At 71.9% G+C, this 25,908-nt stretch carries 20 protein-coding genes and 2 pseudogenes; 13 read left to right on the top strand and 9 right to left on the bottom strand.

Annotated features, from left to right (window positions below):
- Positions 1-314: 314 nt before the first annotated feature.
- Complete coding sequence (locus ACFRAC_RS32550) at positions 315-1,376, bottom strand: LacI family DNA-binding transcriptional regulator (protein WP_382937065.1); 1,062 nt, start codon at positions 1,374-1,376, stop codon at positions 315-317.
- Between the two features lie 301 nt (positions 1,377-1,677).
- On the opposite strand from ACFRAC_RS32550, the gene ACFRAC_RS32555 reads away from it, so the two are divergent.
- From ACFRAC_RS32555 to ACFRAC_RS32570, 4 genes are all read left to right on the top strand, one after another.
- Positions 1,678-2,988, top strand: coding sequence for an ABC transporter substrate-binding protein (locus ACFRAC_RS32555; protein WP_382937069.1), 1,311 nt, complete (start codon positions 1,678-1,680; stop codon positions 2,986-2,988).
- Between the two features lie 87 nt (positions 2,989-3,075).
- A complete protein-coding gene (locus ACFRAC_RS32560; RefSeq protein WP_382937073.1) occupies positions 3,076-4,071 on the top strand; it encodes a carbohydrate ABC transporter permease in 996 nt (331 codons plus the stop codon).
- A 12-nt stretch (positions 4,072-4,083) separates the two neighbouring features.
- Positions 4,084-5,007 (top strand): carbohydrate ABC transporter permease, encoded by a 924-nt coding sequence (locus ACFRAC_RS32565; protein ID WP_382937079.1) that lies wholly within the window; start codon positions 4,084-4,086, stop codon positions 5,005-5,007.
- Between the two features lie 95 nt (positions 5,008-5,102).
- The gene (locus tag ACFRAC_RS32570; protein ID WP_382937082.1) at positions 5,103-6,542 is read left to right on the top strand and encodes a GH1 family beta-glucosidase; all 1,440 of its coding nucleotides are present in this window, start codon (positions 5,103-5,105) and stop codon (positions 6,540-6,542) included.
- A gap of 191 nt (positions 6,543-6,733) precedes the next feature.
- Here ACFRAC_RS32570 and ACFRAC_RS32575 read toward each other — a convergent pair whose 3' ends face one another.
- Positions 6,734-7,756 (bottom strand): LacI family DNA-binding transcriptional regulator, encoded by a 1,023-nt coding sequence (locus ACFRAC_RS32575; protein ID WP_382937086.1) that lies wholly within the window; start codon positions 7,754-7,756, stop codon positions 6,734-6,736.
- A 138-nt stretch (positions 7,757-7,894) separates the two neighbouring features.
- On the opposite strand from ACFRAC_RS32575, the gene ACFRAC_RS32580 reads away from it, so the two are divergent.
- Genes ACFRAC_RS32580 through ACFRAC_RS32595 form a run of 4 tightly spaced genes read left to right on the top strand, consistent with a single transcriptional unit; the run spans position 7,895 to position 13,356 of the window.
- A complete protein-coding gene (locus tag ACFRAC_RS32580; RefSeq protein WP_382937090.1) occupies positions 7,895-9,196 on the top strand; it encodes an ABC transporter substrate-binding protein in 1,302 nt (433 codons plus the stop codon).
- 10 nt (positions 9,197-9,206) lie between these two features.
- Positions 9,207-10,163: a sugar ABC transporter permease gene (locus ACFRAC_RS32585; protein ID WP_361354253.1), complete on the top strand. Its 957-nt coding sequence runs from the start codon at positions 9,207-9,209 to the stop codon at positions 10,161-10,163.
- A complete protein-coding gene (locus ACFRAC_RS32590; RefSeq protein WP_382937100.1) occupies positions 10,160-10,978 on the top strand; it encodes a carbohydrate ABC transporter permease in 819 nt (272 codons plus the stop codon). Before ACFRAC_RS32585 ends, ACFRAC_RS32590 begins: the two co-directional genes overlap by 4 nt.
- A complete protein-coding gene (locus ACFRAC_RS32595; protein WP_382937105.1) occupies positions 10,975-13,356 on the top strand; it encodes a beta-glucosidase in 2,382 nt (793 codons plus the stop codon). Before ACFRAC_RS32590 ends, ACFRAC_RS32595 begins: the two co-directional genes overlap by 4 nt.
- 71 nt (positions 13,357-13,427) lie before the next feature.
- On the opposite strand, the gene ACFRAC_RS32600 is transcribed toward ACFRAC_RS32595, so the two are convergent.
- On the bottom strand, positions 13,428-13,598 hold the full coding sequence (locus tag ACFRAC_RS32600; RefSeq protein ID WP_382937108.1) for a DUF5670 family protein: 171 nt from the start codon (positions 13,596-13,598) through the stop codon (positions 13,428-13,430).
- Between the two features lie 179 nt (positions 13,599-13,777).
- Here ACFRAC_RS32600 and ACFRAC_RS32605 point away from each other — a divergent pair.
- Positions 13,778-13,957: pseudogene (locus tag ACFRAC_RS32605) on the top strand (deaminase); the annotation flags it as partial.
- Between the two features lie 329 nt (positions 13,958-14,286).
- Complete coding sequence (locus ACFRAC_RS32610; RefSeq protein ID WP_382937111.1) at positions 14,287-15,471, top strand: type III polyketide synthase; 1,185 nt, start codon at positions 14,287-14,289, stop codon at positions 15,469-15,471.
- Between the two features lie 12 nt (positions 15,472-15,483).
- Here the strand turns inward: ACFRAC_RS32610 and ACFRAC_RS32615 are convergent, their stop codons facing one another.
- Positions 15,484-17,640: a SpoIIE family protein phosphatase gene (locus ACFRAC_RS32615; RefSeq protein ID WP_382937114.1), complete on the bottom strand. Its 2,157-nt coding sequence runs from the start codon at positions 17,638-17,640 to the stop codon at positions 15,484-15,486.
- A 218-nt stretch (positions 17,641-17,858) separates the two neighbouring features.
- On the opposite strand from ACFRAC_RS32615, the gene ACFRAC_RS32620 reads away from it, so the two are divergent.
- The 3 genes from ACFRAC_RS32620 (at position 17,859) to ACFRAC_RS32630 (ending at position 20,992) form a co-directional block, all read left to right on the top strand.
- Complete coding sequence (locus ACFRAC_RS32620) at positions 17,859-18,815, top strand: GlxA family transcriptional regulator (RefSeq protein ID WP_382937118.1); 957 nt, start codon at positions 17,859-17,861, stop codon at positions 18,813-18,815.
- Positions 18,816-18,926: 111 nt separating this feature from the next.
- Positions 18,927-19,925, top strand: a complete 999-nt coding sequence (gap, locus tag ACFRAC_RS32625) for a type I glyceraldehyde-3-phosphate dehydrogenase (RefSeq protein WP_086867355.1) — start codon at positions 18,927-18,929, stop codon at positions 19,923-19,925.
- A 407-nt stretch (positions 19,926-20,332) separates the two neighbouring features.
- On the top strand, positions 20,333-20,992 hold the full coding sequence (locus ACFRAC_RS32630; RefSeq protein ID WP_382937130.1) for an NADPH-dependent F420 reductase: 660 nt from the start codon (positions 20,333-20,335) through the stop codon (positions 20,990-20,992).
- A gap of 16 nt (positions 20,993-21,008) precedes the next feature.
- On the opposite strand, the gene ACFRAC_RS32635 is transcribed toward ACFRAC_RS32630, so the two are convergent.
- The 5 genes and pseudogenes from ACFRAC_RS32635 to ACFRAC_RS32655 form a co-directional block, all read right to left on the bottom strand.
- Positions 21,009-21,425, bottom strand: coding sequence for an SRPBCC family protein (locus tag ACFRAC_RS32635; protein ID WP_382937133.1), 417 nt, complete (start codon positions 21,423-21,425; stop codon positions 21,009-21,011).
- A 67-nt stretch (positions 21,426-21,492) separates the two neighbouring features.
- Positions 21,493-21,801: pseudogene (locus ACFRAC_RS32640) on the bottom strand (oxidoreductase); the annotation flags it as partial.
- 55 nt (positions 21,802-21,856) lie between these two features.
- Complete coding sequence (locus ACFRAC_RS32645; RefSeq protein WP_382937135.1) at positions 21,857-22,372, bottom strand: flavodoxin domain-containing protein; 516 nt, start codon at positions 22,370-22,372, stop codon at positions 21,857-21,859.
- Between the two features lie 29 nt (positions 22,373-22,401).
- Entirely contained in the window at positions 22,402-23,133 is a 732-nt protein-coding gene (locus ACFRAC_RS32650; protein WP_382937140.1) for a CBS domain-containing protein, read from the bottom strand.
- Positions 23,134-23,144: 11 nt separating this feature from the next.
- The gene (locus ACFRAC_RS32655) at positions 23,145-25,841 is read right to left on the bottom strand and encodes a GNAT family N-acetyltransferase (RefSeq protein WP_382937145.1); all 2,697 of its coding nucleotides are present in this window, start codon (positions 25,839-25,841) and stop codon (positions 23,145-23,147) included.
- Positions 25,842-25,908: the final 67 nt, after the last annotated feature.

Below are 25,908 nucleotides of genomic sequence, written 5' to 3' on the forward strand. Positions count from 1 at the left end.
CGATCCGAGAACCGATCAACCCCCGACGACTTCACCTGACCCGGTCTTGGCACAACCCACCCAACGACCAGAAACCACCAAAGTCACCGGTATTGGCCCTAGACGGCGTCTCGCCGATCATGCCGGGCTCCCGGTGTCCGGTGCCGCGCCTCGCCGCGTTGTCGTCGGTCGCCCATGCGCCGCATCGACTCCCTGCTGCACCTCGCGACGCTCGGCACCGGACACCGCTCGCTGCTCCGGCCTGATCGACAAGACACCCCACAGGCCCCCGGGGCTGACGGGAAGCCGTCACCGCCCGCCGTCACCGCCCGCCGTCACCGCCCGCCGTCGCCGGCGCCGTCCGTCCTGTCGTCGGGAGACCCCCCGGACGACTCCCGCACGACCAGCTCCGTCGGCAGCATCAACTGCTGGCGGGCGGCGCCCGGTTCGGTGATCTCGGAGAGGATGCGGACCATGGCGCCGCCCAGTTCCTCCACCGGCTGACGGACCGTGGTCAGCGGCGGGTCGGTCCAGCGGGCGTGCGGGGAGTCCTCGAAGCCGACGACGGCCACGTCGTCCGGCACCTTGCGCTTCTGGCGGCGCAGTTCCTCCAGGGCGCCGATCGCCATGAGGTCGGAGGCCGCGAAGACGGCGTCGAGATCGGGGGCTCGTTCAAGAAGCGAACGCATCGCCCGGGATCCGCTCTCCCAGCTGAAGTCGCCGACCTCGACGAGGTCCTGGCGGACGGGCACGCCGGCCTCCTCGTGCGCCGTCCGCCAGCCCTCCAGGCGGCTGCGGCCGACGTCCATGTCCAGTGGACCGGCGATCGTGGCCACCCTTTTCCGGCCACTGCCGAGGAGGTGGCGGACCGCTTGCGTCGCGCCCCCGGTGTTGTCCGCGTGCACGTAGCTCAGCGCCTCGTCGGCGTCGCGGCGGCCGGCCAGGACCGTGGGCAGGCCCATCTCCTCCAGCATGGCGGGCAGCGGGTCGTCGGAGTGCACGGACACCAGCAGGACACCGTCGACGCGGCGGGTCGCCACCGACTCGGTCAGCTGCTCCCGCTCCGCCTGGTCCCGGACGAGCATCAGCTGGAGCTGGATGCGGCGGTCGGCGAGGGCCTGGCTGACGCCCCTGATCAGGGCGGCGAAGAAGGGCTCCGAACCGAGCCGGCTCGCGGACTCGGGGATGACGAGCGCCACCGCGTCGGTCCGGCTGGTCACCAGACCGCGGGCGACGGAGTTCGGCACGTAGTTGAGCTCCTTGATCGCCGCGAGGACCCTGGAGCGCGCCTCGGCGCTGACCAGTTCCGAGCCGTTCACGACGCGGGACACCGTCGTCCGGCCCACACCGGCACGGGCGGCGACCGTCTTGATGGTCGGACGGCGGTTCCCAGCCATGCGCTCCCCTCCCTGCATCCGCGGCAGTCTCCTGTCGCGTAGGTGACCAGCGCCAATTCTGGCAGATGGCACGGTCGCTGAGGTGGCCCGTCCAGCACGCGATATGAACGCAAATCGCGCGGGAGGGCCGTTCGTTGCGTTCAAGTCATTGACAGACGGGCTCGCTGCGGCGAGTCTGCCATCCATCGCTGGGAACGTGCCCACCCGAGATTGGGCACGTTCCCACCACTCGCCGGAGCCGCTGCGGTCATCGTTTTCGTGTCCGTCCGACACGTCTGCGCAGGCCGTTGGGAGGAGAACCATGAGCAGTCTCGGATCGTTGCGCGGAAAGAGGCTGGCGGCAGCAGCTGCGGCCGTCAGCGCGCTGGCCCTCGTCGCTGGATGCAGCAGCGGCGACGACTCGGTCACGGGCGGCGGCAAGAAGGACGGCAAGGTCACCATCACCATGGGCCTGTTCGGCGTCATGGGCCTGAAGGAGACCGGCCTGCTCGAGCAGTACGAGAAGGAGAACCCCGACGTCACGATCAAGGCGGAGATCGCCGGTGACGAGCAGACCTACTACACCGCGCTGCAGACCAGGCTCGCCGGCGGCAAGGGCCTGAAGGACATCCAGGGCATCGAGATCGGCCGGGCCAAGGAGATCACCGAGACCCAGGCCGACAAGTTCGCGGACTTCTCCGACGTGGCGGGCACCGACCACTTCCTGCCGTGGAAGGAGTCCCAGATCAGCACCGACGACGGCAAGGTGCTGGGCCTGGGCACCGACATCGGCCCGATGGCCGTCTGTTACCGCAAGGACTACTTCGAGAAGGCCGGCCTGCCCACCGACCGCGAGGAGGTCGGCAAGCTCTGGGCGGGCGACTGGAGCAAGTACGTCGACGTCGGGCGCACCTTCAAGAAGGACTTCAAGGGCGGCAAGGTCGCCTACATGGACTCCTCCAGCGGCCTGTTCAACGCCATGGTCTACGGCCACCCGGAGCAGTACTACGACGAGAAGGGCGACCTGATCTACGAGACGAACCCGGTCGTCAAGGATGCCTGGAAGCTCTCCGCCGACGCCGCCGAGGGCGGGCTGACGGCCAAGCTCCGCCAGTTCCAGCCGGGTTGGGACCCCGGTCTGGCCAACGGCACGTTCGCGACGGCCGTGTGCCCCGCGTGGATGCTCAGCCACATCAGTGAGAAGGCCGGCGACGCCAACAAGGGCAAGTGGGACGTCGCCCGGGCCCCCAAGGGCGCCAACTGGGGCGGTTCCTTCCTCGGTGTGATCGAGCAGAGCCCAGTGAAGGAGGAGGCCAAGAAGCTGGTGGCGTGGCTGACGGCGCCGGAGCAGCAGGCCCACATCTTCAAGGAGATAGGCAACATCCCCTCCTCCAAGGAGGCCCTGGAGAACCCCGACGTGAAGAACGCCAAGTCGGAGTACTTCAGCGACGCGCCGATCGGCGAGATCTTCGGCGCCGCCGCGCAGGAGATCCCGGACAAGCAGGTCCTCGGCCGCAAGGACGGCACGATCAAGGACACCTTCTCCCAGGGCCTGGCCCTGATCGAGCAGGGCACCAAGCGTGACGAGGCGTGGGAGACCACCACGGAGCGCATCGAGAAGGCCGTCGGCTGACCCGATGCCCCGCAGCCTCCCGGGCCCGCGCGCTCGCCGCGGGCCCGGGAACCGGCTGACCCACCCCCCTCTCAGGAAGGAAGTCCGGTGGCCACCTCCACCACCAAGGCCCTGGCCGGCGAGGAGCCGCCGGCCCCGCCCGGCACCACGGGCGACGGCTCATCCACCCGGCGGCGCGGCTCCCTGCTGCACCGGCTGGACGTCAAGGGCGCGCCGTACGCGTTCGTCGCGCCGTTCTTCGTGGTCTTCGCGGCGTTCAGCTTCTACCCGCTCGTCTACACCTCGTGGATCTCCCTGCACCACGTGGAGCTGGCCACGCTCGACGTGCGGGAGTGGGTGGGCCTCGACAACTACACCGAGTTGTGGCAGGACGAGCGCTTCTGGAACGCGCTGACGAACACGATCACCATCGGTGTCATCTCGACCGTGCCGCAGCTGCTGATGGCGCTCGGTCTGGCGCACCTGCTCAACTACCGGATGCGCGCCTCGCTGTTCTTCCGGGTCGCGTCCCTCGTCCCGTACGCCACGTCGGTCGCCGCCGCCGCGCTCGTCTTCACCATGATCTACGAGCGTGATTTCGGCATGATCAACTGGGCGCTCGGCTCGGTGGGCATCGACCCGCTGGACTGGGAGGCCGAGAAGTGGCCCTCGCAGTTCGCGATCTCCACCATCGTCATCTGGCGCTGGACCGGGTACAACGCGCTGCTCTATCTGGCCGCGATGCAGGCCATCCCCGCCGAACGCTACGAGGCGGCGTCCATCGACGGCGCCTCCCGCTGGAAGCAGTTCACGAACGTCACCGTGCCCGGGATCCGTTCCACGATCGTCTTCACGATCGTGTTGTCCACGATCGGCGCGACCCAGCTCTTCGGTGAGCCGCTGATCTTCGGCCAGGGCCCCAACGGTGTGACCGGCGGTGCCGACAACCAGTACCAGACGCTGGGTCTGCTGCTGTACGAGGAGGGCTGGAAGAACTACCAGATGGGCCGCTCGGCGACCGTCGCCTGGGCGATGTTCCTGCTGCTCGTCCTCGCCTTCGCCGTGCAGCGTCTGATCAAGCGCCTGCGGGCCCGTTCGTCCTGACCTGGAGCCGACATGACCACTCAAAGCCTCCCGGTCCGGACGGACGCCCCGGCCCGGACCCCCGTACCGCCGACCGGCCGCGGCGTCCGCCGACGGCTGCTGCGCATGCGCGCCGGCCGACAGCACCACGCGGGACCGCTCGCCTACGTCCTGCTCGCCGTCATGGCGATCCTGTCGATCTTCCCGCTGTACTGGACGATGGTGGCGGCGTCGACGGACAACACCCGGGTCAGCCAGACCCCGCCGCCGTTCCTGCCCGGACCCAACCTGTTCAGCAACCTCGCCCGCGCGTGGGACGAGGCGGCCATGGGCAAGGCCATGATCAACAGCCTGATCGTGGCCGGGGTGATCGCCCTGTCCACGGTGTTGTTCGCGACGCTGGCCGGATTCGCCTTCGCCAAGCTGCGGTTCAAGGGCCGCAACATCCTGCTGATGCTGGTGATCGGCACGATGATGGTGCCGCCGCAGCTCGGTGTCGTCCCGCTGTTCATGATGATGTCCGAGCTGGGCTGGTCGCAGCAGCTGCCCGCCGTCATCTTCCCCACCCTGGTCAGCGCGGTCGGCGTGTTCTTCATGCGCCAGTACCTGTCGGAGGCGCTGCCGGACGAGCTGGTCGAGGCCGGACGTGTCGACGGGGCGCACTCGCTGCGCATCTTCTGGAGCATCGTGCTCCCGGTGGCGCGGCCCGCCATGGCCGTCCTGTTCATGATCACGTTCGTGCACGCGTGGAACGACTTCTTCTGGCCGTTCGTGGTGCTCGACATGACCAACCCGACGGTTCCGGTCGCTCTCACCCAGCTCAGCGCGGGCTATGTCCGCGACCAGTCGCTGATCATGGCGGGCGCGCTGCTCGGCACGCTCCCGCTGCTGGCGATGTTCATCGTCTTCGGACGGCAGATCGTCAGCGGCATCATGGCCGGCGCCGTCAAGGGCTGACCCCCGCGCACCGGCCCGGCCGCACCCCGCCGGGCCTGCTCATCCGTGTCGGCCCTTCGCCCCACGCGAACGGCCCCACTTCTGAAAGGACTTACGTGGTCACCGCTGCACAGCAGAGCGAGTCCGGCATCGACGGCACCCGCACCTTCCCCGCGGGCTTCCTCTGGGGCTCCGCGACCGCCTCGTACCAGATCGAGGGGGCGGCCGCCGAGGACGGGCGTACGCCGTCGATCTGGGACACCTACGCCAGGACACCGGGACGGGTCCGCAACGGCGACACCGGTGACATCGCCACCGACCACTACCACCGCTGGCGCGAGGACGTCGCGCTCATGGCCGAACTCGGCCTGGGCGCCTACCGGTTCTCCCTGGCCTGGCCCCGCATCCAGCCCACCGGGCGCGGTCCCGCCGTGCAGAAGGGTCTGGACTTCTACCGGCGTCTGGTCGACGAGCTGCTCGAGAAGGGCATCCAGCCCGTCGCCACCCTCTACCACTGGGACCTGCCGCAGGAGCTGGAGGACGCCGGCGGCTGGCCGCAGCGCGCCACCGCCGAGCGGTTCGCCGAGTACGCGGCCCTCGCCGCCGACGCCCTCGGTGACCGGGTGAAGACCTGGACCACCCTCAACGAGCCCTGGTGCAGCGCCTTCCTGGGCTACGGCTCCGGGGTGCACGCCCCCGGCCGCACCGACCCGGTGGCCGCGCTGCGCGCCGCGCACCACCTCAACCTGGCCCACGGCCTGGCCGTCCAGGCGGTGCGCGACCGGACGCCGTCCGGCACGCAGTGCTCCGTCACGCTGAACATCCACCACGTCCGCCCGCTGACCACGCGGGAGGCCGACGTGGACGCGGCGCGCCGCATCGACGCCCTCGCCAACCGGGTCTTCACCGGCCCGATGCTCCAGGGCGCCTATCCGGAGGACCTGTTCAAGGACACGGCGAGCCTGACCGACTGGTCCTTCGTGGCCGACGGGGACCTGGAGCGGATCCACCAGCCGCTGGACTTCCTCGGCGTCAACTACTACACGCCCACGCTGGTCTCCGAGACGGACGGCAGCGGCACCCACAACTCCGACGGGCACGGCAACAGCCCGCACAGCCCGTGGCCGGCCGCCGACAAGGTCTCCTTCCACCAGCCGCCCGGCCCCACCACCGCCATGGGCTGGGCCGTCGACGCCACCGGGCTGTACGACCTGTTGCGCCGGCTGTCGGACGACTTCCCGCGCACGCCCCTGGTCATCACCGAGAACGGCGCGGCGTTCGACGACTACGCCGACCCGGAGGGGCGGGTCAACGACCCGGCCAGGATCGCGTACGTCCGCGACCACCTGGCCGCCGTCCACCGGGCCATCGCCGACGGCTCCGACGTCCGGGGCTACTTCCTGTGGTCCCTGCTGGACAACTTCGAGTGGGCGCACGGCTACAGCAAGCGTTTCGGAGCGGTCTACGTGGACTACCCGACCAGCACGCGGATCCCGAAGGCCAGCGCCCGCTGGTACGCCGAGGTGGCCCGGACGGGTGTCCTGCCCGGCGCCTGACGGGAATCCGCGGCGGGGAACCTCCCCGCCGCCCGCCGGGTCCGCCCCCGCGCCTAGGAGGGGACGGGGGCGGACCCGGCTCCGGGCGGTCCGCGCGTGTGCGCGGCCCCTCCCTCCCGCGTACGGCCAACAGCACGCTGCGCGGGTGAACTGCGGCTCCCGCCGACCGGAGCCGTCGCGCCGGTGGTGCGTCAGCTCTTGCGCGGCGGGGCCGTGCTCTGACGCACCACCAAGTGGGTGGCCAGTTCGATGCGCTGGGCCGCGGCGCCGGGGACGTCGGGGCGGAGCAGCATGCGGGCGGCCTCCTCGGCCATGGTCCGCAGCGGCTGGTGGACGGTGGTGAGCGGCGGGCTCGACCACTGCGCGAGCGGCACGTCGTCGTAGCCGACCACCGACAGGTCCTCGGGGACGCGCAGTCCCCTGACGCGGGCCGCCTCCAGGACGCCGAGCGCCTGGAGGTCGCTGCCCGCGAAGACGGCCGTGGGGCGCTCGGGTCCCTCCAGCAGGTCCATGGCGTGCTCGTAGCCGCCCTGCACATGGAAGTCGCCGAAGCGCATCAGCCGCGGGTCGCACTCCAGGCCCGCCATCGACATCGCCGAGCGGTAGCCGTCCAGCCGGGCCAGCGAGCACAGCATGTCCTCGGGTCCGGTGACGATCGCGATGCGCTCGTGCCCGAGGTCCGTCAGGTGGCGGGTGGCGGCCAGGCCGCCCGACCAGTTCGCGGAGCCGACCGAGGGCACGTCCGGGTCCGGGTCGCCGGCCGGGTCGACGATGACGATCGGGATGGCCGCCGCCCTGAGGCGTCGTTTGACGTCCTCCCGCAGGGTCGAGAAGACCAGCACCACGCCGATCGGCCGGCGTTGCAGCACACCGGGCAGCCAGTCGGGGCCGGGGGTGTGCCGGGTGCCGCTCTCCGTGAGCGCCACGGTCGCCCGGTTGTCCCGCGCGACGTTCTCCACCCCCCTGATCAGCTCCATCGCCCAGACGCTCTCCAGTTCGTGGAAGACGAGCTCGATGAGCGGGGAGCGCGACGCCGCCTGGGCCCGCCGGCGGTAGCCGTGGACCTCCAGCAGATGCTCCACCTTGGCGCGGGTCGTGCGGGAGACGTCCGAGCGTCCGTTGAGCACCTTCGAAACTGTCGGCATGGAGACACCGGCTTCTTTCGCTACCGCCGCCAACGTGACTCTGCCGCTCACCTCTTCGTCTTCGTGCATGAACGCAGGATAGGTCACGGCCGATCGGTAACGGTTCGGTCGAGTACCGACTCGACCGTTGACCGGATGTGGGCTCTGACCTACTGTCCCACCGCATGGACTTTCGGCGATGAAGCCGAAACTTTCGAAAGGCGAACGATGAAGACACGTGCGCACTTGCCCAGACTGGTCGCCTGCGGTGCGACGCTCACCCTCGCGCTGACCCTCTCGGCCTGCGGCGACGGCGACGGGGGCTCGGGGTCCGACGGCAAGATCCATGTCCTGGTCTACGGGGACGCCACCAACAAGGTCGAGAAGCAGCTCGTCGAGAAGTTCAACAAGACGTCCGACGTCAAGGTCGTCCTCGACACCATCCCCGGTGCGGACTACCAGAAGAAGCTGCAGACGATCATCAACACCCCGCAGGCCCCGGACGTCTTCTTCAACTGGGGCGGCGGCAGCATCAAGCCGTTCGTCAAGGCCGGTCTCCTGCTGCCGCTCGACGACTTCATCAAGAAGAACCCGGAGCTGGAGAACAAGTTCCTGCCGTCCGTGTTCAACAACGCGGTGGTCGACGGCAAGCCGTACGGCGTCCCGATGCGCGGCACCCAGCCCGTCCTGCTCTTCCACAACAAGAAGGTCCTCGACGAAGCGGGCGTGCAGCCGCCGAAGACCTGGGACGAACTCCTCGACGCCGTCGGCGAGCTGAAGGACAAGGGCGTCACCCCGATCGCGCTCGGCGGCGGCGACGTCTGGCCGACCCAGATGTGGTTCCAGTACCTCTACGACCGCGTGGCCGGCCCCGAGCTGTTCGCGAAGGCCGTCGGCGGTGACAAGAGCGCCTGGGAGAGCCCGGACAGCAAGAAGGCGCTGAACATGATCAGGGAACTGGTCGACGCCGGGGCCTTCGGCAAGAACTACGACTCCGTGAAGTACACCAACGCCGGCTCCGTCCAGCTCGTCGCCTCCGGCAAGGCCGGCTTCGAGCTGATGGGCTCCTGGTACTACTCCCAGCAGCTCACCGACCACCCGGAGTTCGCCGAGAAGAGCCTCGGCTACACCGCCTTCCCGACCGTCGCCGGCGGCAAGGGCGACCCGAAGAACGTGGCCGGCAACACCAACAACTACTACTCGGTCATGAAGAAGACCAAGCACCCCGAGGCCGTCGCCGAGTTCCTGAAGCTCATGTACTCCGACGACTTCGTCAAGGCGCAGTTGGACCTCGGCAACCTGCCGACCACCACCAACACCAAGGACTTCCTCGACCAGGCCGCCGACCCGAAGTACTCCCGCTTCCAGTACGACCTGGTCGCCGACGCCCCCTCGTTCCAGCTCTCCTGGGACCAGGCGTACCCGCAGAAGGCCAGCTCGGACATGTACAAGGCCATCCAGCAGTTCTTCAACGGACAGCTCGACACGGACGGCTTCATCAAGGCCATGCAGGCCCTCCCGACCGACTGACGAACGGCTCATGACCACACAGATCACGAGCGCCCGGCCCGCCGCCGGACCCCGCAAGGGGCCCCGGCGGCGGCCGCCCGCCTCGTCCGCGACGAAGGTGGGCCGCCCGAGCTTCGCCTGGGCGCTGCCCGCCGCAGTGTTCTTCGCCCTCTTCGCGATCACCCCGCTCGTCATGGTGGCGGTGCTGTCCTTCATGACCTGGGACGGCCTCGGCTCCCCCCAGTTCGTCGGCATGGACAACTGGTCGCGTCTGATGGACGACCCGGTGATGCTCGACAGCATCTGGCTGACCCTGCTCCTGACCGTGCTCGGCGTCGTCATCCAGACACCGCTGAGCGTCGTCCTCGGCGTCTGGGCCGCCGGCAACCAGCGCAACCGCGCGGTGCTCTCGGTCATCTACTTCATTCCGCTGCTGCTGTCCGCCACCGCCGTCTCCGTGCTCTGGCGGGCGCTGCTCGACCCGAACTTCGGCATCCCGGCCGAGGCCACCTGGCTGTTCGGGGACGGCAACCTGTTCGGTGAACAGGCCACCGCCATCGGGGTCCTGGCGTTCGTCGCCACGTGGCAGTTCACCCCGTTCCACACCCTGATCTACCAGGGCGCCGCCCGGGCCGTCCCGGAGGTGCTCTACCAGGCCGCGGAGATCGACGGGGCCGGCCGCTACCGGCAGTTCTTCCACATCACGCTGCCGCAGCTGCGCAACTCGATGATCACCTCGATGATCCTGATGATCGTCGGCGGACTGACCACCTTCGAGACGGTGCTGATCCTCACCCAGGGCGGCCCCGGCACCGACACCACCATCAGCGCCTACTACATGTACGACAAGGCGTTCAAGGGCTTCGACTTCGGCACCGGCTCCGCCATCGCCCTGGCCCTGGTGGTCGCGGCCACGATCATCTCGCTGATCGTCGTGCGGGTGTCCGGCTACGACAAGATGCGCAGCACCATGGAGGGTGTGTCATGAGGCGCCGCCCCAACTACCTGGCCGGCGGCGGCTCGCTCGTCTGGCTGTTCGTCGTCGGCCTGCCCCTGTACGTGATGCTCGCCGCGACGGTGCGCACCCGGCAGGACTACGCCGAGAACGGCCCGGTCTCGATACCCGACAGCTTCACCCTGGACAACTACGCCGGCGCCTTCGACTCGGGCTTCGGCCGGTACTTCCTCAACACGCTCGTCGTCACGGGCTGTGTGATCGGCATCGTGCTGCTGCTGGTCCCGCCGCTCGCCTACGCGATCGTCCGCAGCCGGGGCAGGACCACGTCGGCGATCTTCCGGCTGTTCCTGCTCGGCCTCGCCATCCCGGCCCAGGCCGTCATCGTGCCGATGTTCTACCTCATCAGCGAGGCCGGGCTGTACGACAACCTGCTGGGCGTCATCCTGCCCACGGCGGCGTTCTGCCTGCCGATGTCGGCGCTCATCCTCAGCGGCGCGATGCGGGACATCTCCCCGGAGCTGTACGAGGCCATGGCCATGGACGGCGCGAGCCCGCTGCGCATGTTCTTCCAGCTGGTGCTGCCGCTGTCCCGGGGCGGGCTGTCCACCATCGTCGTGTTCTCCGCGCTCCAGGCGTGGAACGGATTCCTGTTCCCGCTCGTCCTGACCCAGTCCGACTCCACCAAGGTCGTCACGCTGGGCCTCTACAACTTCCAGACCGAACACGGCATCGACATCCCCGGTCTGCTGGGAGCCGTGGTGCTGTCCATGGTGCCCATCCTGCTCGTCTACCTGTTCGCCCGTCGCGCCCTCGTCCGGGGCCTGATGGGTGTCGGAGGAAAGTGAACACCGACGTGGCCGTAGAGACCACCCCCGAGACCCCCCTCTGGAACGACCCCGCCCAGCCCGTCGCCGCCCGCGTCGACGCGCTGATCGGCGCCATGACCCTGCAGGAGAAGATCGCCCAGCTGTACGGCGTGTGGGTCGGCGCCTCCGACCAGGGCGGCGAAGTGGCCCCGCACCAGCACGACATGGAGGAGGCGGTCGACCTCGACGCCCTGCTCCCCGCCGGTCTGGGCCAGCTCACCCGCCCCTTCGGCACGGTGCCCGTCGACCCCGCCCTCGGCGCGCTGTCGCTGATGCGCACCCAGGCCCGGATCGCCTCGGCGAACCGCTTCGGCATCCCCGCGCTCGCCCATGAGGAGTGTCTGGCCGGCTTCGCGGCCTGGGGCGCCACCGCCTACCCCGTCCCGCTGTCCTGGGGCGCCACGTTCGACCCCGCGCTGATCCGCTCGATGGCCGAGGCCATCGGCCGCGACATGCGGTCGGTCGGCGTCCACCAGGGCCTGGCACCCGTCCTGGACGTGGTGCGCGACGCCCGCTGGGGCCGCGTCGAGGAGACCATCGGCGAGGACCCCTATCTCGTCGGCACCATCGGCACCGCCTATGTGAGCGGCCTGGAGTCGGCCGGCATCGTCGCCACCCTCAAGCACTTCGTCGGTTACTCCGCCTCCCGCGGCGGACGCAACCTCGCCCCCACCTCCGTGGGCCCCCGTGAACGCGCCGACGTGCTGCTGCCGCCGTTCGAGATGGCGATCCGCGAGGGCGGCGCCCGTTCGGTGATGCACGCCTACACCGACACCGACGGTGTGCCCTCCGCCGCGGACGAGGCGCTTCTCACCGGACTGCTCCGCGACACCTGGGACTTCGACGGCACCGTCGTCGCGGACTACTTCGGCATCGCCTTCCTGAAGACGCTGCACGGTGTCGCCGGCGACTTCGGGGACGCCGCCGGCACCGCCCTGAAGGCCGGCGTCGACGTCGAACTGCCCACCGTCAAAACGTTCGGGGCGCCCCTCCTCGAAGCCGTCACCGAGGGCCGCGTACCCGAGGAGGCCGTCGACCGCGCCCTGCGCCGCGTCCTCACCCAGAAGGCCCACCTCGGCCTGCTCGACCCGGACTGGAGCCCCGTGCCGCCCGCGCTCGACGGCGCCGACCTGGACGACACCGAGGCGCTGCGCGGCAGGGTCGACCTGGACCGCACCGCGAACCGGGAGCTGGCCCGGCGGATCGCCGAGCAGGCGGTCGTCCTGCTCGGCAACGACGGCACCCTGCCCCTCACCCGCCCCCGCCGTATCGCCCTCGTCGGCCCCAACGCGACCGAGGCCACCGCGGTCCTCGGCTGCTATTCGTTCCCGCTGCACGTCGGCGTGCAGCACCCGCAGGTCCCCGTCGGACTCGAACTGCCCACCCTGCGGGAGACCTTGACGGCCGAGTTCCCGAACGCGGAGATCACCGCCGTCCGCGGCACCGGCGTCGACGACGGGGACCTCTCCGGCATCGGCGCGGCGGCCGACGCGGCCCGCGACGCCGACGTCGTCGTCGCCGTCCTCGGCGACCGCGCCGGCCTGTTCGGGCGCGGGACGAGCGGTGAGGGCTGCGACGCCGAGTCGCTGGCGCTGCCCGGCGCCCAGCAGCGGCTGCTCGACGCGCTGCTCGACTCCGGCACACCGGTCGTCACCGTCCTGCTGGCCGGGCGGCCGTACGCCCTCGGCCGGGCCGTCGCCGAGTCCGCGGCGATCGTCCAGTCGTTCTTTCCGGGCGAGGAGGGCACCCATGCGATCGCCGGGGTGCTCAGCGGCCGCGTCAACCCCTCCGGGCGGCTCCCGGTCAGCGTGCCGCGCGGCCCGGGCGCGCAGCCGTCCACCTACCTCGGCGCACGGCTCGCCCAGGCCAGCGAGGTCTCCAACATCGACCCGACCCCGGCGTTCGGCTTCGGCCACGGCCTGTCGTACACCACGTTCGCGTGGGGCGATCTCACGGTCGGCACCGGACAGGCGCCCACGGACGGCGAGTTCACCCTGGCCCTGACGGTCCGCAACACCGGTGACCGCGCGGGCACCGAGGTGGTCCAGCTCTACCTGCACGACCCGGTCGCCTCCGTCGTCCAGCCCGTCCAGCGCCTCGTCGGCTACACCCGCGTGCCGCTGGAGGCGGGCGAGGCGCGCCGCGTCCAGGTCACCGTCCCGGCGGACGTCGCCTCCTTCACCGGGCGCGACGGACACCGCGTCGTGGAGCCCGGCGAGCTGGAGCTCCGCCTGGCCGCGTCCAGCAACGACACCCGGCTGACGGCGACGGTCGCCCTGACCGGCCCCGCACGCCGGGTGGACCACACCCGGCGCTTCCACGCGGTCCTCACCCAGGACCCCGCGGAACAGGTCTGAGCCTCACCCAGAGCGCACAGCGAAGGGCCCGGCCGGAGCCGGGCCCTTCGCTGTATGGGTGGTGCGCTAGGTCACCATCGGTACCAGCGGCCGCGTCCACCACCTGATGTGCTGGAGCGCATGACGAAGCCCAGCAGCCACAGGACCAGCACGATGATCGCGATCCACCACAGGGCCTTCACGGCGAAGCCCGCACCGAACAGGACGAGGGCCAGAAGCAGGACAAGAAGCAGGGGAACCATAGTTATCAACCTCCTGACCGTCGATTGCCCTGGGATCCTCAATCCACACACCGAGGATGCCTTGTTTATGCAGGAAAAGCTGGGGCACACGGTGACGTTGCTCAACGGCGGGCAATGAGTGGCGCCCCGTACCAAAGTTTATGAGGGCAGTACCGCCCTCGCACCCGGAGAGCGCCATGCTGATGGCCGCCGGGCTCGTGGACCGGGTCCAGGTGACACCGCTCTCCGCGATCACGGGCAAGACCGGGCTGGACCCCGGCTCCCAGGGCACGGCCGGCTTCGATGTCGAACTGATCGACCACCGCACGCTCGACGGCCACATCCAGGAACTCACCTGCCGGCCGGCCCCGCATCCCTGATCCCACCCGCACCTCGACGTGCCCCGGACCCCGGAGGGTTCGGGGCACTTCCGCGTTCCGGATACGGGAGCAGCCCCGCCTGATGCCCAGTCAGTTCGCCGCTCCTGTGCGCGGTGTCACAGACATCACCCGGCATCCAAGTTGCCCACATCACAGCGGAAATGCCCGAATAGGCCCAAGCTCGACCAGGACACAGAGGTCCGAACTGGGCCTTGTCGGCGTCGATTTGGATACGCCCACCTGAGTGACCCACACCACAGCGCTGGTGAAGGACGCCCCGCGCCCACCGCAGACACGTACGCCCCCGCTCCCCTCAGAGAGGTGCCATCATGCCCGCGTTCCTGTGCCCCCCGGCCGTGATCCACGGCGAACACACCGTGAAGACCAGCGAGATCGTGGCCGAGGTCCACGACCGGCATCCCGACGCGGCCTGGGCCCCGCGCGCCGAGAGCATCGCCGCCGGCACGGGGATCGAGGCCCGCGGCTGGATGCTTCCGCTCCAGTCCGCCGTAGCCCCCGGCCGGGGAAACGGTCTCCCGGCCGCCGGTGCCGGCGCGGCACGTGCCGCACTGGCCCGCGACGGGTTCACCGAGCAGGACGCGGACCGGGTGATCGCCGCCCTCGAGGCCATACCCGCGCCGCAGACCGTCCAGGAGCGCACCGCGCCCGCCTGGGAGGCCGTGCAGGCCTACGGCGAGCGCGCGGCGCGCGGCGCCCTCCAGATCGCCGGGCTCGACGCCTCCGACGTCGACTGCGTGATCACCAGCAACTCCACCACCCCGGCCCTGCCGGGTCTCGACGTCTCCCTCGCCAACCGGCTCCCGCTGCGCCAGGACGTGCTGCTGCTCCCCGCCACCCAGTGGGCCTGCATCGCCGGGACCCGCTCGCTGGCCCTGGCCGCGGACCTCGTGGCCGCCGACCCCGACCGGGTGGTCCTCGTCGTGATCTCGGAGGCGCTGAGCACCACCTACCAGCCCGCGGACGACACCCTGGAGTCGCTGATCGTCCGGCTGCTGTTCGCGGACACCGCGGTCGCCGCCGTCGTCACCGGCCGCCCGAGGCCCGAGTCGGTCCTGCGGCTGGACTCCGCCTGGAACCACACCCTGCCCGGCACCCAGGACCTGCACCGGCTGGACACCCGCGCGGACGGCACCCACTTCGTGATGGACCGGCGCGGCCCGCGCGCCGTTCAGGAGACGGTGACCGCCATGTGGCAGTGGCTCCAGGAGCGGTACGGCGAGCACCCCGAGGCCTGGCACCCCGACGTGCTGCTCGCACACCCCGGCGGGACGCGGGTGCTGGAGTACATGGAGCAGACGATGCCCGAGGCGTGGCCGTCGGGGCTGCTGAAGTACAGCCGGGACAGCTACACGTCCGGCAACCGCGGAGGCGCCGCCGTGTTCGACATCATGCGCCGGGCGCACGACGCCGGGCAGGCGGCGGGCAGCCACGCGGTCCTGTACGCGGCGGCGCCCGGTCTCACGGCCACCGCGCTGGAAGGCGAATGGCTCTAGACCCTCCCCGCCTCACCGCCCGACCGACGCCCAGACCACCTTGCCGTCGTCCGTCCAGCGCACGCCCCACCGGGTGGTGAGCCCGTGCACGACGTGCAGGCCGCGGCCGCCGTCCCCGAGGAGGTCCATGCGGCCCAGCCGCGGCCTGCCGTTGCCGGTGTCCCCCACCTCGCACAGCAACTGCCCGTGACCGGTCCTGATCAGCCGTACCGTGAGGGGCCCGCGGGCGAAGCGGACCGCGTTGGCGACCAGTTCGCCGACCACCAGCAGCACGCTGTCCCGGGTGTCCTGCCGGGTACCCCACCGCTCCAGCAGCCCGGTGACCAGCGCCCGCGCCCGGGCCGGCGCGTCGCCCCGGGCGGGCAGCCGCCAGGTCGCCGTGTCCTCCTTGCGGTAGCCGATCATGCGGGCGAGCAACAGGGTGACGTCGTCGCGCCGGTGCGAGGGCGCCAGCGAGGCGACGACCCGCCGCGCCGCCTGCTCCAGGCCGTCCCAGGGGTGCACGGCGGACACCGCGTCGGACAGCCGGCCGATGCCCTCGTCGATCGACGTCGCGGGGTCCTCCACCAGTCCGTCGGTGTAGAGCGCGAGCATCGAGCCGGGGGGCGCGGCGAACGAGTACACGTCGAACGGCTCGCGCAGCGCGAACTCGGCGCCCAGCCCGGGGTGCGGGCGTACCGCGACCGGTCCCGCGGTCCCGTCCGGGGGCACCAGGACCGGGGGCAGGTGCCCGGCGCTGGCCAGCTCCACCCGGTGACTGACGGGGTCGTACACGGCGATGCAGCAGGTCGAGCCCAGGGCGCTGTAGCCGGCCGCGAGGCCGGACTCCGCGTCGTCCAGCAGCGACACCGTCTCGTCCAGGTGCTCCAGCACCTCGCCGGGCGCGAGCCCCGCGGACAGCAGCGCGCGGGCCTCCATGCTGAGCTGGCCCATGGTCGCCGCCGCTCCCAGGCCGTGCCCGACGACGTCCCCGACGACCATCGCGGTGCGGCCGTCGGGCAGCGGGAAGCTGTTGACCCAGTCCCCGCCGACGCCGGCGCTGTCCGGGGTGGCGGGCTGGTAGACGCTGGCGGTCTCGATGGTGTCGCCCGCGGACCGGGGCAGCAGGCGGCGCTGCAGGGCCAGGACCTGGGTGTGCTCGCGCTGGTGCTGACGGGCCAGGTCGACGTGGTGGGCGGTGCGGGCCACCAGTTCCTGCAGGTCGAACAGCTCGCTGTCCTCGAAGGGCCGGTCCGCGCGCCGCCAGACCTCCGCGACGCCCAGGACGACGGGCGGCTCGTCGTCCAGTACCAGGGGTACGCACGCCACACAGGCCGCCTGGTCGCCGGGGACGAGGGTCCGGGCGAGGCGCGGACTGCCGAGCACCCGCTCGATGGCCGCCCGGTCGGGCAGGACGACGGCCTGCGCGGGGTCGTCCCGCCGGATCGCGTGGGCCAGCAGGCGGCTCGCGTCGCCGGGAAGGTCGTCGCCGGGCGTGACGTAGCCGTCGGGCCATGCCCGGTCCGGGACGAGGGCGGCGCGGCGCAGCCGGATGCGTCCCTGCGGGTGGCCGGTGACCACCTCGCCGGTCCATACGGCGAAGTCGAGGTCGATGGCGGCCACGTCGCCCCAGGCCAGCAGCGACTCCGCCAGCGACTGCGCGGTCTCGCCGATGTCCAGCGAGGTGCCGATCGCGGTCTCGGCGGCGTACAGGTGCAACCGCCTCGCCATGGCGATCAGGGAGACCGTCAGGCCCTCCTGGGGCGGGGCGGCGGCCAGGATGCTCATGGAGACGACCAGTTCCGAGCCGTCGCGGCGGCGCAGCCGCTGCACCCGGGCGACATGCGGCTCCCCGGTGTCGAGGACCTGCCGCAGCCTGCGGGTCACCGTGGGGACGTCCCAGGGCGGCAGGAGATCGACGAAGGAGCTCCCGGGGGCCGCGTCGATCCCCTCGAAGACGGGGGCTTCCAGGTTGGAGTCGGTGATCCTCAGGTCCCGGTCCAGGTTGACGGCGCCGAGTATCTGCTCCGGCCGGCCCGCCCCCCGCCGGGGCCGCTCGCGCTGCCCGTTCTCGCCGCGCGGCGCTCCGGACCCGGGCTCCTCCTCGTCCCCGCGCGGGATGTACTCCCCCAGCGCACCGCTGACCATGTCGTACGGTGACGCAGACGACGGGGGAGGCGTGGAGTCCATGCGGTTCTCTCAGCTCGCTCGCCGGCCACGGCACCGCGCCGGGGCCGTACCGGAACCAGGGTGACGGGATCCCGAGATCTCTGGCCGCACATCTCATTCAATAACACGCGGCTGCGCTTCGCCCACGGCAGCGGGCCGGACAGTGGCCACACAGAGTGACGGACGTCCGAGCCCGCGGGGAGACCGCCCAGGTCCGGGGCCTCCGTATCCTCGTCCCCGTGTCACTCCCCCGTCTGCACCGTGTCGCCGTCCTCGTCAGCGAGGGCGCCAAACCGCTCGACGTCGGCATCCCCGCCCAGGTCTTCACGACCCGGGCGAGCATGCCGTACGAGGTACGGGTGTGCGGGGCGACACCCGGTCCCGTGACCGGCGGGGACGGCCTGTCCTACGCGGTCGCCCACGGCCTCGACGCGCTCGCCTGGGCGGACATCGTCTTCGTGCCCGGGTACCGCCATCCGGACCGCGACGACCCGCCGCGGCCGGTCGTCGACGCCCTCATCGAGGCGCACGCCCGGGGCGCGCGGCTCGCCGCCATCTCGACCGGCGCCTTCACGCTCGCCGCCACCGGCCTGCTCGACGGCCGCCGCGCCACCACGCACTGGCACTACACCCGGGCCCTCGCCGCCCGGCATCCGCAGATCCAGGTCGACGAGAACGTCCTGTTCGTCGACGAGGGCAGCGTACTGACCTCGGCCGGTGCCGCCTCCGGTATCGACCTGTGCCTGCACATCCTGCGCGGCGACCTCGGGGTGGCCGCCTCCAACCACGCGGCCCGCCGGCTGGTCGCCGCCCCGTACCGCAGCGGCGGGCAGGCCCAGTACGTCCCGCGCAGTGTGCCCGAGCCGCTCGGCGAGCGGTTCGGCGCCACCCGGGAGTGGGCGCTGCACCGGCTCGGCGAGCCGTTGACCCTCGACGTCCTGGCACGGCAGGCAGGGGTGTCGGCACGCACGTTCTCGCGGCGTTTCGTGGAGGAGACGGGCTACACGCCCATGCAGTGGGTGATGCGGGCCCGTATCGATCTCGCCCGTGAGCTGCTGGAACGTTCGCAGCGCGGGGTCGAGCAGATCGCCGCCGACGTCGGACTGGGCACCGGCGCGAACCTGCGCCTGCACTTCCAGCGCATCCTCGGCACGACGCCGAGCGACTACCGCCGCACGTTCACGCGGGGCGAGTGAAACGTCACCGCCCCCACTGGCGGGATCCTTGCGAACCGTGGCGGTCCCGCCACTGTCCGGCGGGGGCGGCGCGCGCGAGCCTGTTGGTGGCAACAGGAAGGGACACCATTCATGACTCGCATCGCCATCAACGGTTTCGGCCGCATCGGACGCAACGTGCTGCGCGCCCTGCTGGAGCGCGACAGCGCCCTCGAGATCGTCGCCGTCAACGACCTGACGGAGCCCGCGACGCTCGCCCGGCTGCTGGCGTTCGACAGCACGGCCGGCCGGCTCGGGCGTCCGGTGACGGTCGACGGGGACACCCTCGTGGTCGACGGGCGGCGGATCAAGGTCCTGGCCGAGCGTGAGCCGGCGCAGCTGCCGTGGGCCGAGCTGGGCGTGGACATCGTGCTGGAGGCCACCGGCCGGTTCACCTCGGCGAAGGCCGCCCGCGCGCACCTGGACGCCGGGGCCCGCAAGGTGCTGGTGAGCGCGCCGTCGGACGGCGCCGACGTCACCCTCGCCTACGGCGTCAACTCCGACTCCTACGACCCGGACCTGCACACCATCGTCTCGAACGCCTCGTGCACCACGAACGCGCTCGCGCCGCTGGCCAAGGTGCTGCACGAGCTCGCCGGGATCGAGCACGGCTTCATGACGACGGTGCACGCCTACACCCAGGAGCAGAACCTCCAGGACGGTCCGCACCGCGACGCCCGGCGCGCCCGCGCCGCCGGCGTCAACATCGTCCCGACGACGACCGGCGCCGCCAAGGCGATCGGCCTGGTCCTGCCGGACCTCGACGGCAAGCTGTCCGGCGACTCGATCCGGGTGCCGGTGCCGGTGGGTTCGATCGTCGAGCTGAACACGACGGTCGCGCGGGACGTGACCCGTGAGGACGTGCTCGCCGCCTACCGCGCCGCGGCCGAGGGCCCGCTCGCCGGTGTCCTGGAGTACTCCGAGGACCCGCTGGTGTCCTCCGACATCACGGGCAACCCCGCCTCCTCGATCTTCGACTCGGCCCTGACCCGCGTCGACGGCCGCCACATCAAGGTGGTCGCCTGGTACGACAACGAGTGGGGCTTCTCCCACCGGGTGATCGACACGCTGGAGCTGCTGGCCGCTCGCTGAGCGATGACAGGTGGGGAGCGCCGGGCGGACGAGAACCGCCCGGCGCTTCACGCGTCGGGGGCGGTGTGCTCGACGAGTTCGATCTGATCGCGCACCGGGTCCCGTGGATGTGGGGCGCGCCGACCAGATGCGTCGGGGCCCCCCGGGATGTTGCCGGAGCGCTCGGCCGTCAGAAACCGGAGCGCGTCCGGACGGGTGAAAGCCCGGCTCGGGCGGCGTTTCGAGGTGCGGCATGCCCCTCGGCGGCGCACCGTCGAGCGGGTGGCGGCTCGGTCCGTGGCCGGAACCGGTCGCCCGCAGGTGCTCACAGGCGAGCGACGGCCCCCGCCCCCCGAAGTGCCGGAATAGGCCTCCGGGAAGGCAGGTTGGTGCCGTGGTCAGGACTTTATTGTGACGGAAGGCATGTCATGAAGATCGGCATCATCGGCGCCGGCAACATCGGCGGCAACCTCACACGTCGCCTCACCGCGCTCGGGCACGACGTCTCGGTCGCCAACTCCCGTGGCCCCGAGACCTTGACGGACCTCGCCGACGAGACCGGGGCCACTCCGGTGCCCGCGGCGGAGGCGGCTCGGGACGCCGACATCGTCGTCGTCACCGTCCCGCTCAAGGCGGTCCCGCAGCTGCCCTCCGGTCTGCTGGACGGGGCGGCCGACGGCGTGGCGGTCATCGACACCGGCAACTACTACCCGCAGCGTGACGGGCGGATCGCCGGGATCGAGGACGAGGGTCTGACGGAGAGCCGCTGGACGGAGCGTCACCTCGGGCACCCGGTGATCAAGGCGTTCAACGGCATCTACGCCCAGGACGTCCTCGACGGCGCCCGGCCCGAGGGCGCCCCCGACCGGAGGGCGCTGCCGGTGGCGGGCGACGACGAGGCGGCCAAGCGCAAGGTGCTGGCGCTGGTCGAGGAGCTGGGCTTCGACGCCATCGACGCCGGCGGTCTGGACGACTCCTGGCGCCAGCAGCCCGGCACCCCCGTCTACGGCCTGCGGGGCGGGGTCAAGGAGATCCAGGAAGCGCTGGCGGCGGCCTCGCCGGAGCGGCAGCCGGAGTTCCGCGGCTGAGGCTCCGGCGCTCCCCTCACGCGCCGAGCGTCTGCCGCAGCGCCGCCAGGCCGTCGCGGTAGATGCCCTGGAACAGGGCGGCCGCCTCCTCCTCGCTCACCCCGGCCGGGGTGAAGGTCCCGGACCACTCGACGCGTGATCCGTTGCCGTCCACGTCGTGCACGGTGAGGGTGGAGCGGTATCCGGTCACGGGGAAGGGCGCGTCCACGATCGAGTAGGTGTAGCTGCGCGCGTCGTCGTCGAACCGCACCAGGCGTTCGACGATGACGCCGCCCTCCTCGTTCCGCAGGACGCGGACGCGGCCGCCCTCCTTGAGCTCGCAGACGGGGATGTACGGCAGCCAGTCCGGCAGGGCGCCGAAGCCGCCGATCAGCTGCCAGACGGTGGCGCCCGGCACGGGGAGGTCGATGGTCGCGGTCGTGCTCGTGGTCATGGTCGTACTCCGGTCGTCGAAACGGATGCCAGGGGTCAGGCACCCGGCACGGGAGCGGTCTCGGCGATCAGGCCCTCCGCGCGCAGCGCGGTCCAGAACGCGGCCGGGATGTCCGCGTCGAGGGCGTGAGACCCGTTCCCGCCATGTTCTCGCGCAGAAGCGCCACCGACGAGGTGCCGGCGATCAGCAGGATGTCCGGCGACCGCCGCAGCAGCCGGGCGAGGACGACGGACATCGGGGTCGCGTCCAGCCGGGCGGCCACGGCCGTGAGCGCGGAGGCCTGCGGCGGGCTGAAGCCACCGAGGGGGAGGAACGGCACGCGGACGATGCCCTCGTGGGCGAGTTCGCCGATCAGCTCGTCGCCGTGGCGGTGGGCAGGTCGTGCGTGTTCTGCCCACCGCGCGACGTACGACGCGGACACCGCCTGACGCTCACAGCCGTTCCGCCCGCACGTCGGCCGTGAGGTCCGCTGCGACCGAGCGGGCCCAGTCCTCGATCCTGTCGAAGTCGCGGAAGTCGCCTCCCTTCCCGCTGCTCAGGATCATCCGGGCGACGCGGCCCCGGGCACCCTCCTGCAGGCAGCCTCCGAAGGTGATGTGCCCCTGGGCGTCCAGCCGGGCCATGGCCCGTAGCACCCCCGGCACCGGCGGGATGTCGCGCTCGGAGGCCGACGGGTCCAGCGGGCCGCTGCTGAACAGCCACACCGGACGGGCGGCCAGGTCCTCGCGGTGCCGCCGGACGAACCGGCGGGCGTCCTTGTGCCAGCGTCCGGCGTACAGCCCGCCGCCGACCACGACGGCGTCGTAGCCCCGCACACTCCCGACGGTGCGGGCTGGCAGCGCCTCGGCGGTGAGGCCCTCCTTGCCCAGCACCTCGGCGACGGTCTCGGCGATCCGCGCCGTCGACCCGTTCGTCGTCCCGTAGGCGACGAGCACTTTGGCGATCATGGCACTCGGCCCTCCTTCGTCCTCTCGGGTCACGGCCGGCGCCACCCGTGGTCGGCGACGCCGTACGGTGACGGTTCCTCGGGGCGGGTGTGCGCGTCGTCCAGCCGGTAGGACAGCTTGTTCACGACGCCCACCACGCCATCGATCTGACGGGTCATCGACAATGCGATCTCCGTCTCGCTCCTGCGCTCCATATGGCCGGCCAGCATGACCACGCCCTCCACGACGGCGACCGTGATGCTGCCCGGCGGCAGCCACAGGGCACGCACCAGCACCTCGTCGACGACCTCGGCGCGGATGTCCGCGTCCGGCCGCAGGAAGACCTGGAGCAGGTCCCGGCGGGTGACGATGCCGACGAGGCGGTCCTCCTCGTCCAGGACGGGCAGCCGTTCCACACGGTGCCGTGCCATGGTCCTGGCCGCCTCGACGATGGTGTCCTCGGCGTACACGGTGACCGGGGGTTCGGTCATCAGCTGCCCGGCGGTGCGGGCCCCGGCCTTCGCGGCGCGCCGGCGTCCGGCGCGGGTCAGCCGGTCGAGGCCGAACCGGCTCCCGGTGCCGGGCGGGCCCGGCGTGGCGGCCTGGCGGGCCATCAGGTCGGTCTCGGAGAGGACGCCGAGGACCATCTCGTCGTCGTCCACGACCGGGAGGCCGCTGATGCGGTGTCCGCCGAGCAGCCGGGCCACCTCCTTGAACGGGGTGCCGTACTCGGCGCGGACGACGTCCGTCGTCATGACCGAGCCGACCTTGTCGTGCTTCATGGGGGGCCTCCTCAGCGGAGTCGGCGCAGATACGGATCGTGGGGCCCGTGGGGCACCAGGCGCACCCGTGCGTCGAGCACGGTGACGCCGCCCGGTGTCGCGAGCACGGGGTTGAGATCGGTCTCGGCCAGCTGCGGCAGGTCGGCCGCCATCCGGGACAGGCGCAGCAGCAGTTGTTCGAGCGCGGGGAGGTCGACGGGCCGGGCGCCGTCCGCCCCGAGGAGGAGCGGCGCGCAGCGGGGCGACGTGATCAGGTCGTGCACGTCGTGGTCGGTGAGCGGGGCGAGGCGGGCCGCGTGGTCGGCGAGGACGTCGGTGGCGGTGCCGCCGAGCCCGAACAGGACGAGCGGGCCGAAGACCTCGTCCCGCACGACCCCGGCGAAGAGTTCGGTGCCGCGGTCGGCGAGCGGCTGGACGAGGACGCCCTCCAGCAGCCCGGCGAAGCGAGTCTCCAGGTCGCGGAAGGCGGCCCGGACCTGGGAGTCGCCGCGCAGGTCGAGATGGACGGCGTGTGCGGCGCTCTTGTGCACCAGGCCGGGCCAATACCCCTTCATCACGACGCGCCCGTCGAAGCCGCGCAGCCGCTCGGCGGCGAGCACGGCGTCGTCCTCGGTCTCGGCCCAGGCCCAGGGCGCCTGCGGTATGCCGTAGCAGCCGAGGAGTTCGGCGCACTCGCGCGGGTGCAGCAGGCCGCCGTCCGGGTGGCGGGTGAGGAAGGCGTCGGCGACGGTACGGGCCCGGCCGGTCTCGACGCCGTCGAGGTCGGGGACCGTGCCGACGGGGCGGGCGAGCCAGGCGGCGCGACGGGCGGCGTGGGCCAGGGCGCGGGCGGCCGCCTGGGGTTCGGCGTAGGACGGGACGGTGGCGCCGTCGGCGGCGGGCAGCAGTTCGACGGGCAGGGCCTGTTCGAGGCGGACGGCGACGACGGGCTTGGACCGCCGTCCGGACCGGGTGAGGGCCCGCACGGGGTCGTCCCCGGTGGCGGCGGCGAGCGCCGTGGGGACGAGGGCGACGACGACCGCGTCCACGGCACGGTGGCGCACCAGCCGGTCCACGCAGGTGGTGAGCTGGTCCTCGGTGACGGCGGCGCCGGTGTCGACGGGGTTGCCGGCGACGGCCCCGGCGGGCAGGGCGGCGAGAAGGCCGGCCGCCAGGTCCGGGGTGGGTTCGGGGAGCTGGAGTCCGGATTCCGCGCAGGCGTCGGCGGTGAGGACGCCGGCGCCGCCCGCGTTGGTGACGATCGCGACGCGCGGTCCGGCCGGCAGGGGCTGGGAGTGCAGCAGGGCGGCGGCTTCGAGGAGTTCGCCGCAGGAGTGGGTCGCCGTGACGCCGGCCTGCGTGAACAGGGCGGCCCGCGTCATGGTGCGGGTGGCGGCGGCCGCGGTGTGGGAGGCGGCGGCGCGCCGGCCGGCCTCGGTGCGGCCGGCGTCGACGGTCAGGACCGGCATCCGGCGGGTCACGCGCCGGGCGGTGCGGGAGAAGGCGCGGGGGCTGCCGAAGGACTCCAGGTGCAGCAGGGCGAGGTCGGTGCGGCCGTCGCTCTCCCACCACTGGAGCATGTCGTTGCCGCTGACGTCGTACTTGTCGCCCAGGGAGGCGAAGGAGGAGACGCCGATGCCGAGCCGGGACAGCCCGTCGAGCAGGGCGATGCCCACCCCGCCGGACTGCACGGCGACACCGGCCGTGCCGGGGCTCGGGGGGCGCGCGGCGCACGTGGCGTACAGACGCTGTCCGGGGTCGGTGTTCGCGAGGCCGAGGCAGTTGGGGCCGACCAGCCGCATCCCGTGGGACCGGCAGGTGTCCAGCAGGTCGCGGCCCTGCCCGGCGTCCAGCCCGCCCGTGACGACGACGAGCGCCCGTACGCCTGCCTTGCCGCACTCCTCGGCGGCCGCGGGGACCTCGGCGGCGGGGACGGCGAGCACCGCGAGGTCGGGTGTCGCGGGCAGCGCGTCGACGGTGGGGTGGCAGGGGACGCCGAGGATCGAGCGGACGGCGGGGTGCACGGCGAACAGGCGGCCCGCGCGGCCGCCGGAGCGCAGCTGGTGCAGGATCGCCCGGCCGGCCGAGCCCGGCCTGCGCCCGGCGCCGATCACGGCGACGGTCCGAGGACGCAGCAGGGGGTCGAGGCTGACGACGTCGGCGGTGCGGGCGCGTTCCTCCACGGCGGTCAGGTAGGTGTCGCTCTGGTCGAGGGCGATGGTGCAGCGCACTTCGGGGCCGTCGAAGTGGCGGGCGGTGCGCAGGCCGAGGCGGGCGAAGAGCCGCAGCACCTCGTGGTTCTCGCTGAGCGCCTCGGCGGTGAACGTGGTGATGCCGGCGGCGCGGGCGGCGGAGACGAGGTGTTCGACGAGGAGGGTGCCGATGCCCCGGTGGTGCAGGTGGTCGGCGACCGCGAGGGAGACCTCGGCGGTGTCCGCGTCCGGGGCATCCGGCGCGTCGTACTCGGCGAGGCCGACGAGCTGTCCCCCGGTCTCGGCCAGCAGGGCCAGGTGTCCGGGGCGGGGTGCGCCGCAGGCCCGGTCGGCGGCGGTCCCGGCGGAGCCCGGGGCGGCGGTGAAGAACCTCAGGCGCAGGTTCTCCGGGGACATGGCGTCGTACAGGGCGCGGATCCGTTCGTGGTCGGCCGGCCGTACCGGGCGGACGCACACGGTGGTGCCGTCCGCCAGGAGGGCGTGGGTGGCGGACCGGCCGAGTGTGTCGTCCTTCATCGCTCCCCCTGCTGTTCGAGTTCGCCGCGTCCCGGGTCGGGGAGCGGCCGGCGGGTTCCGGTCCGTG

The sequence above is a fragment of the Streptomyces sp. NPDC056628 genome (assembly GCF_042792555.1).
GTDB lineage: Bacteria > Actinomycetota > Actinomycetes > Streptomycetales > Streptomycetaceae > Streptomyces.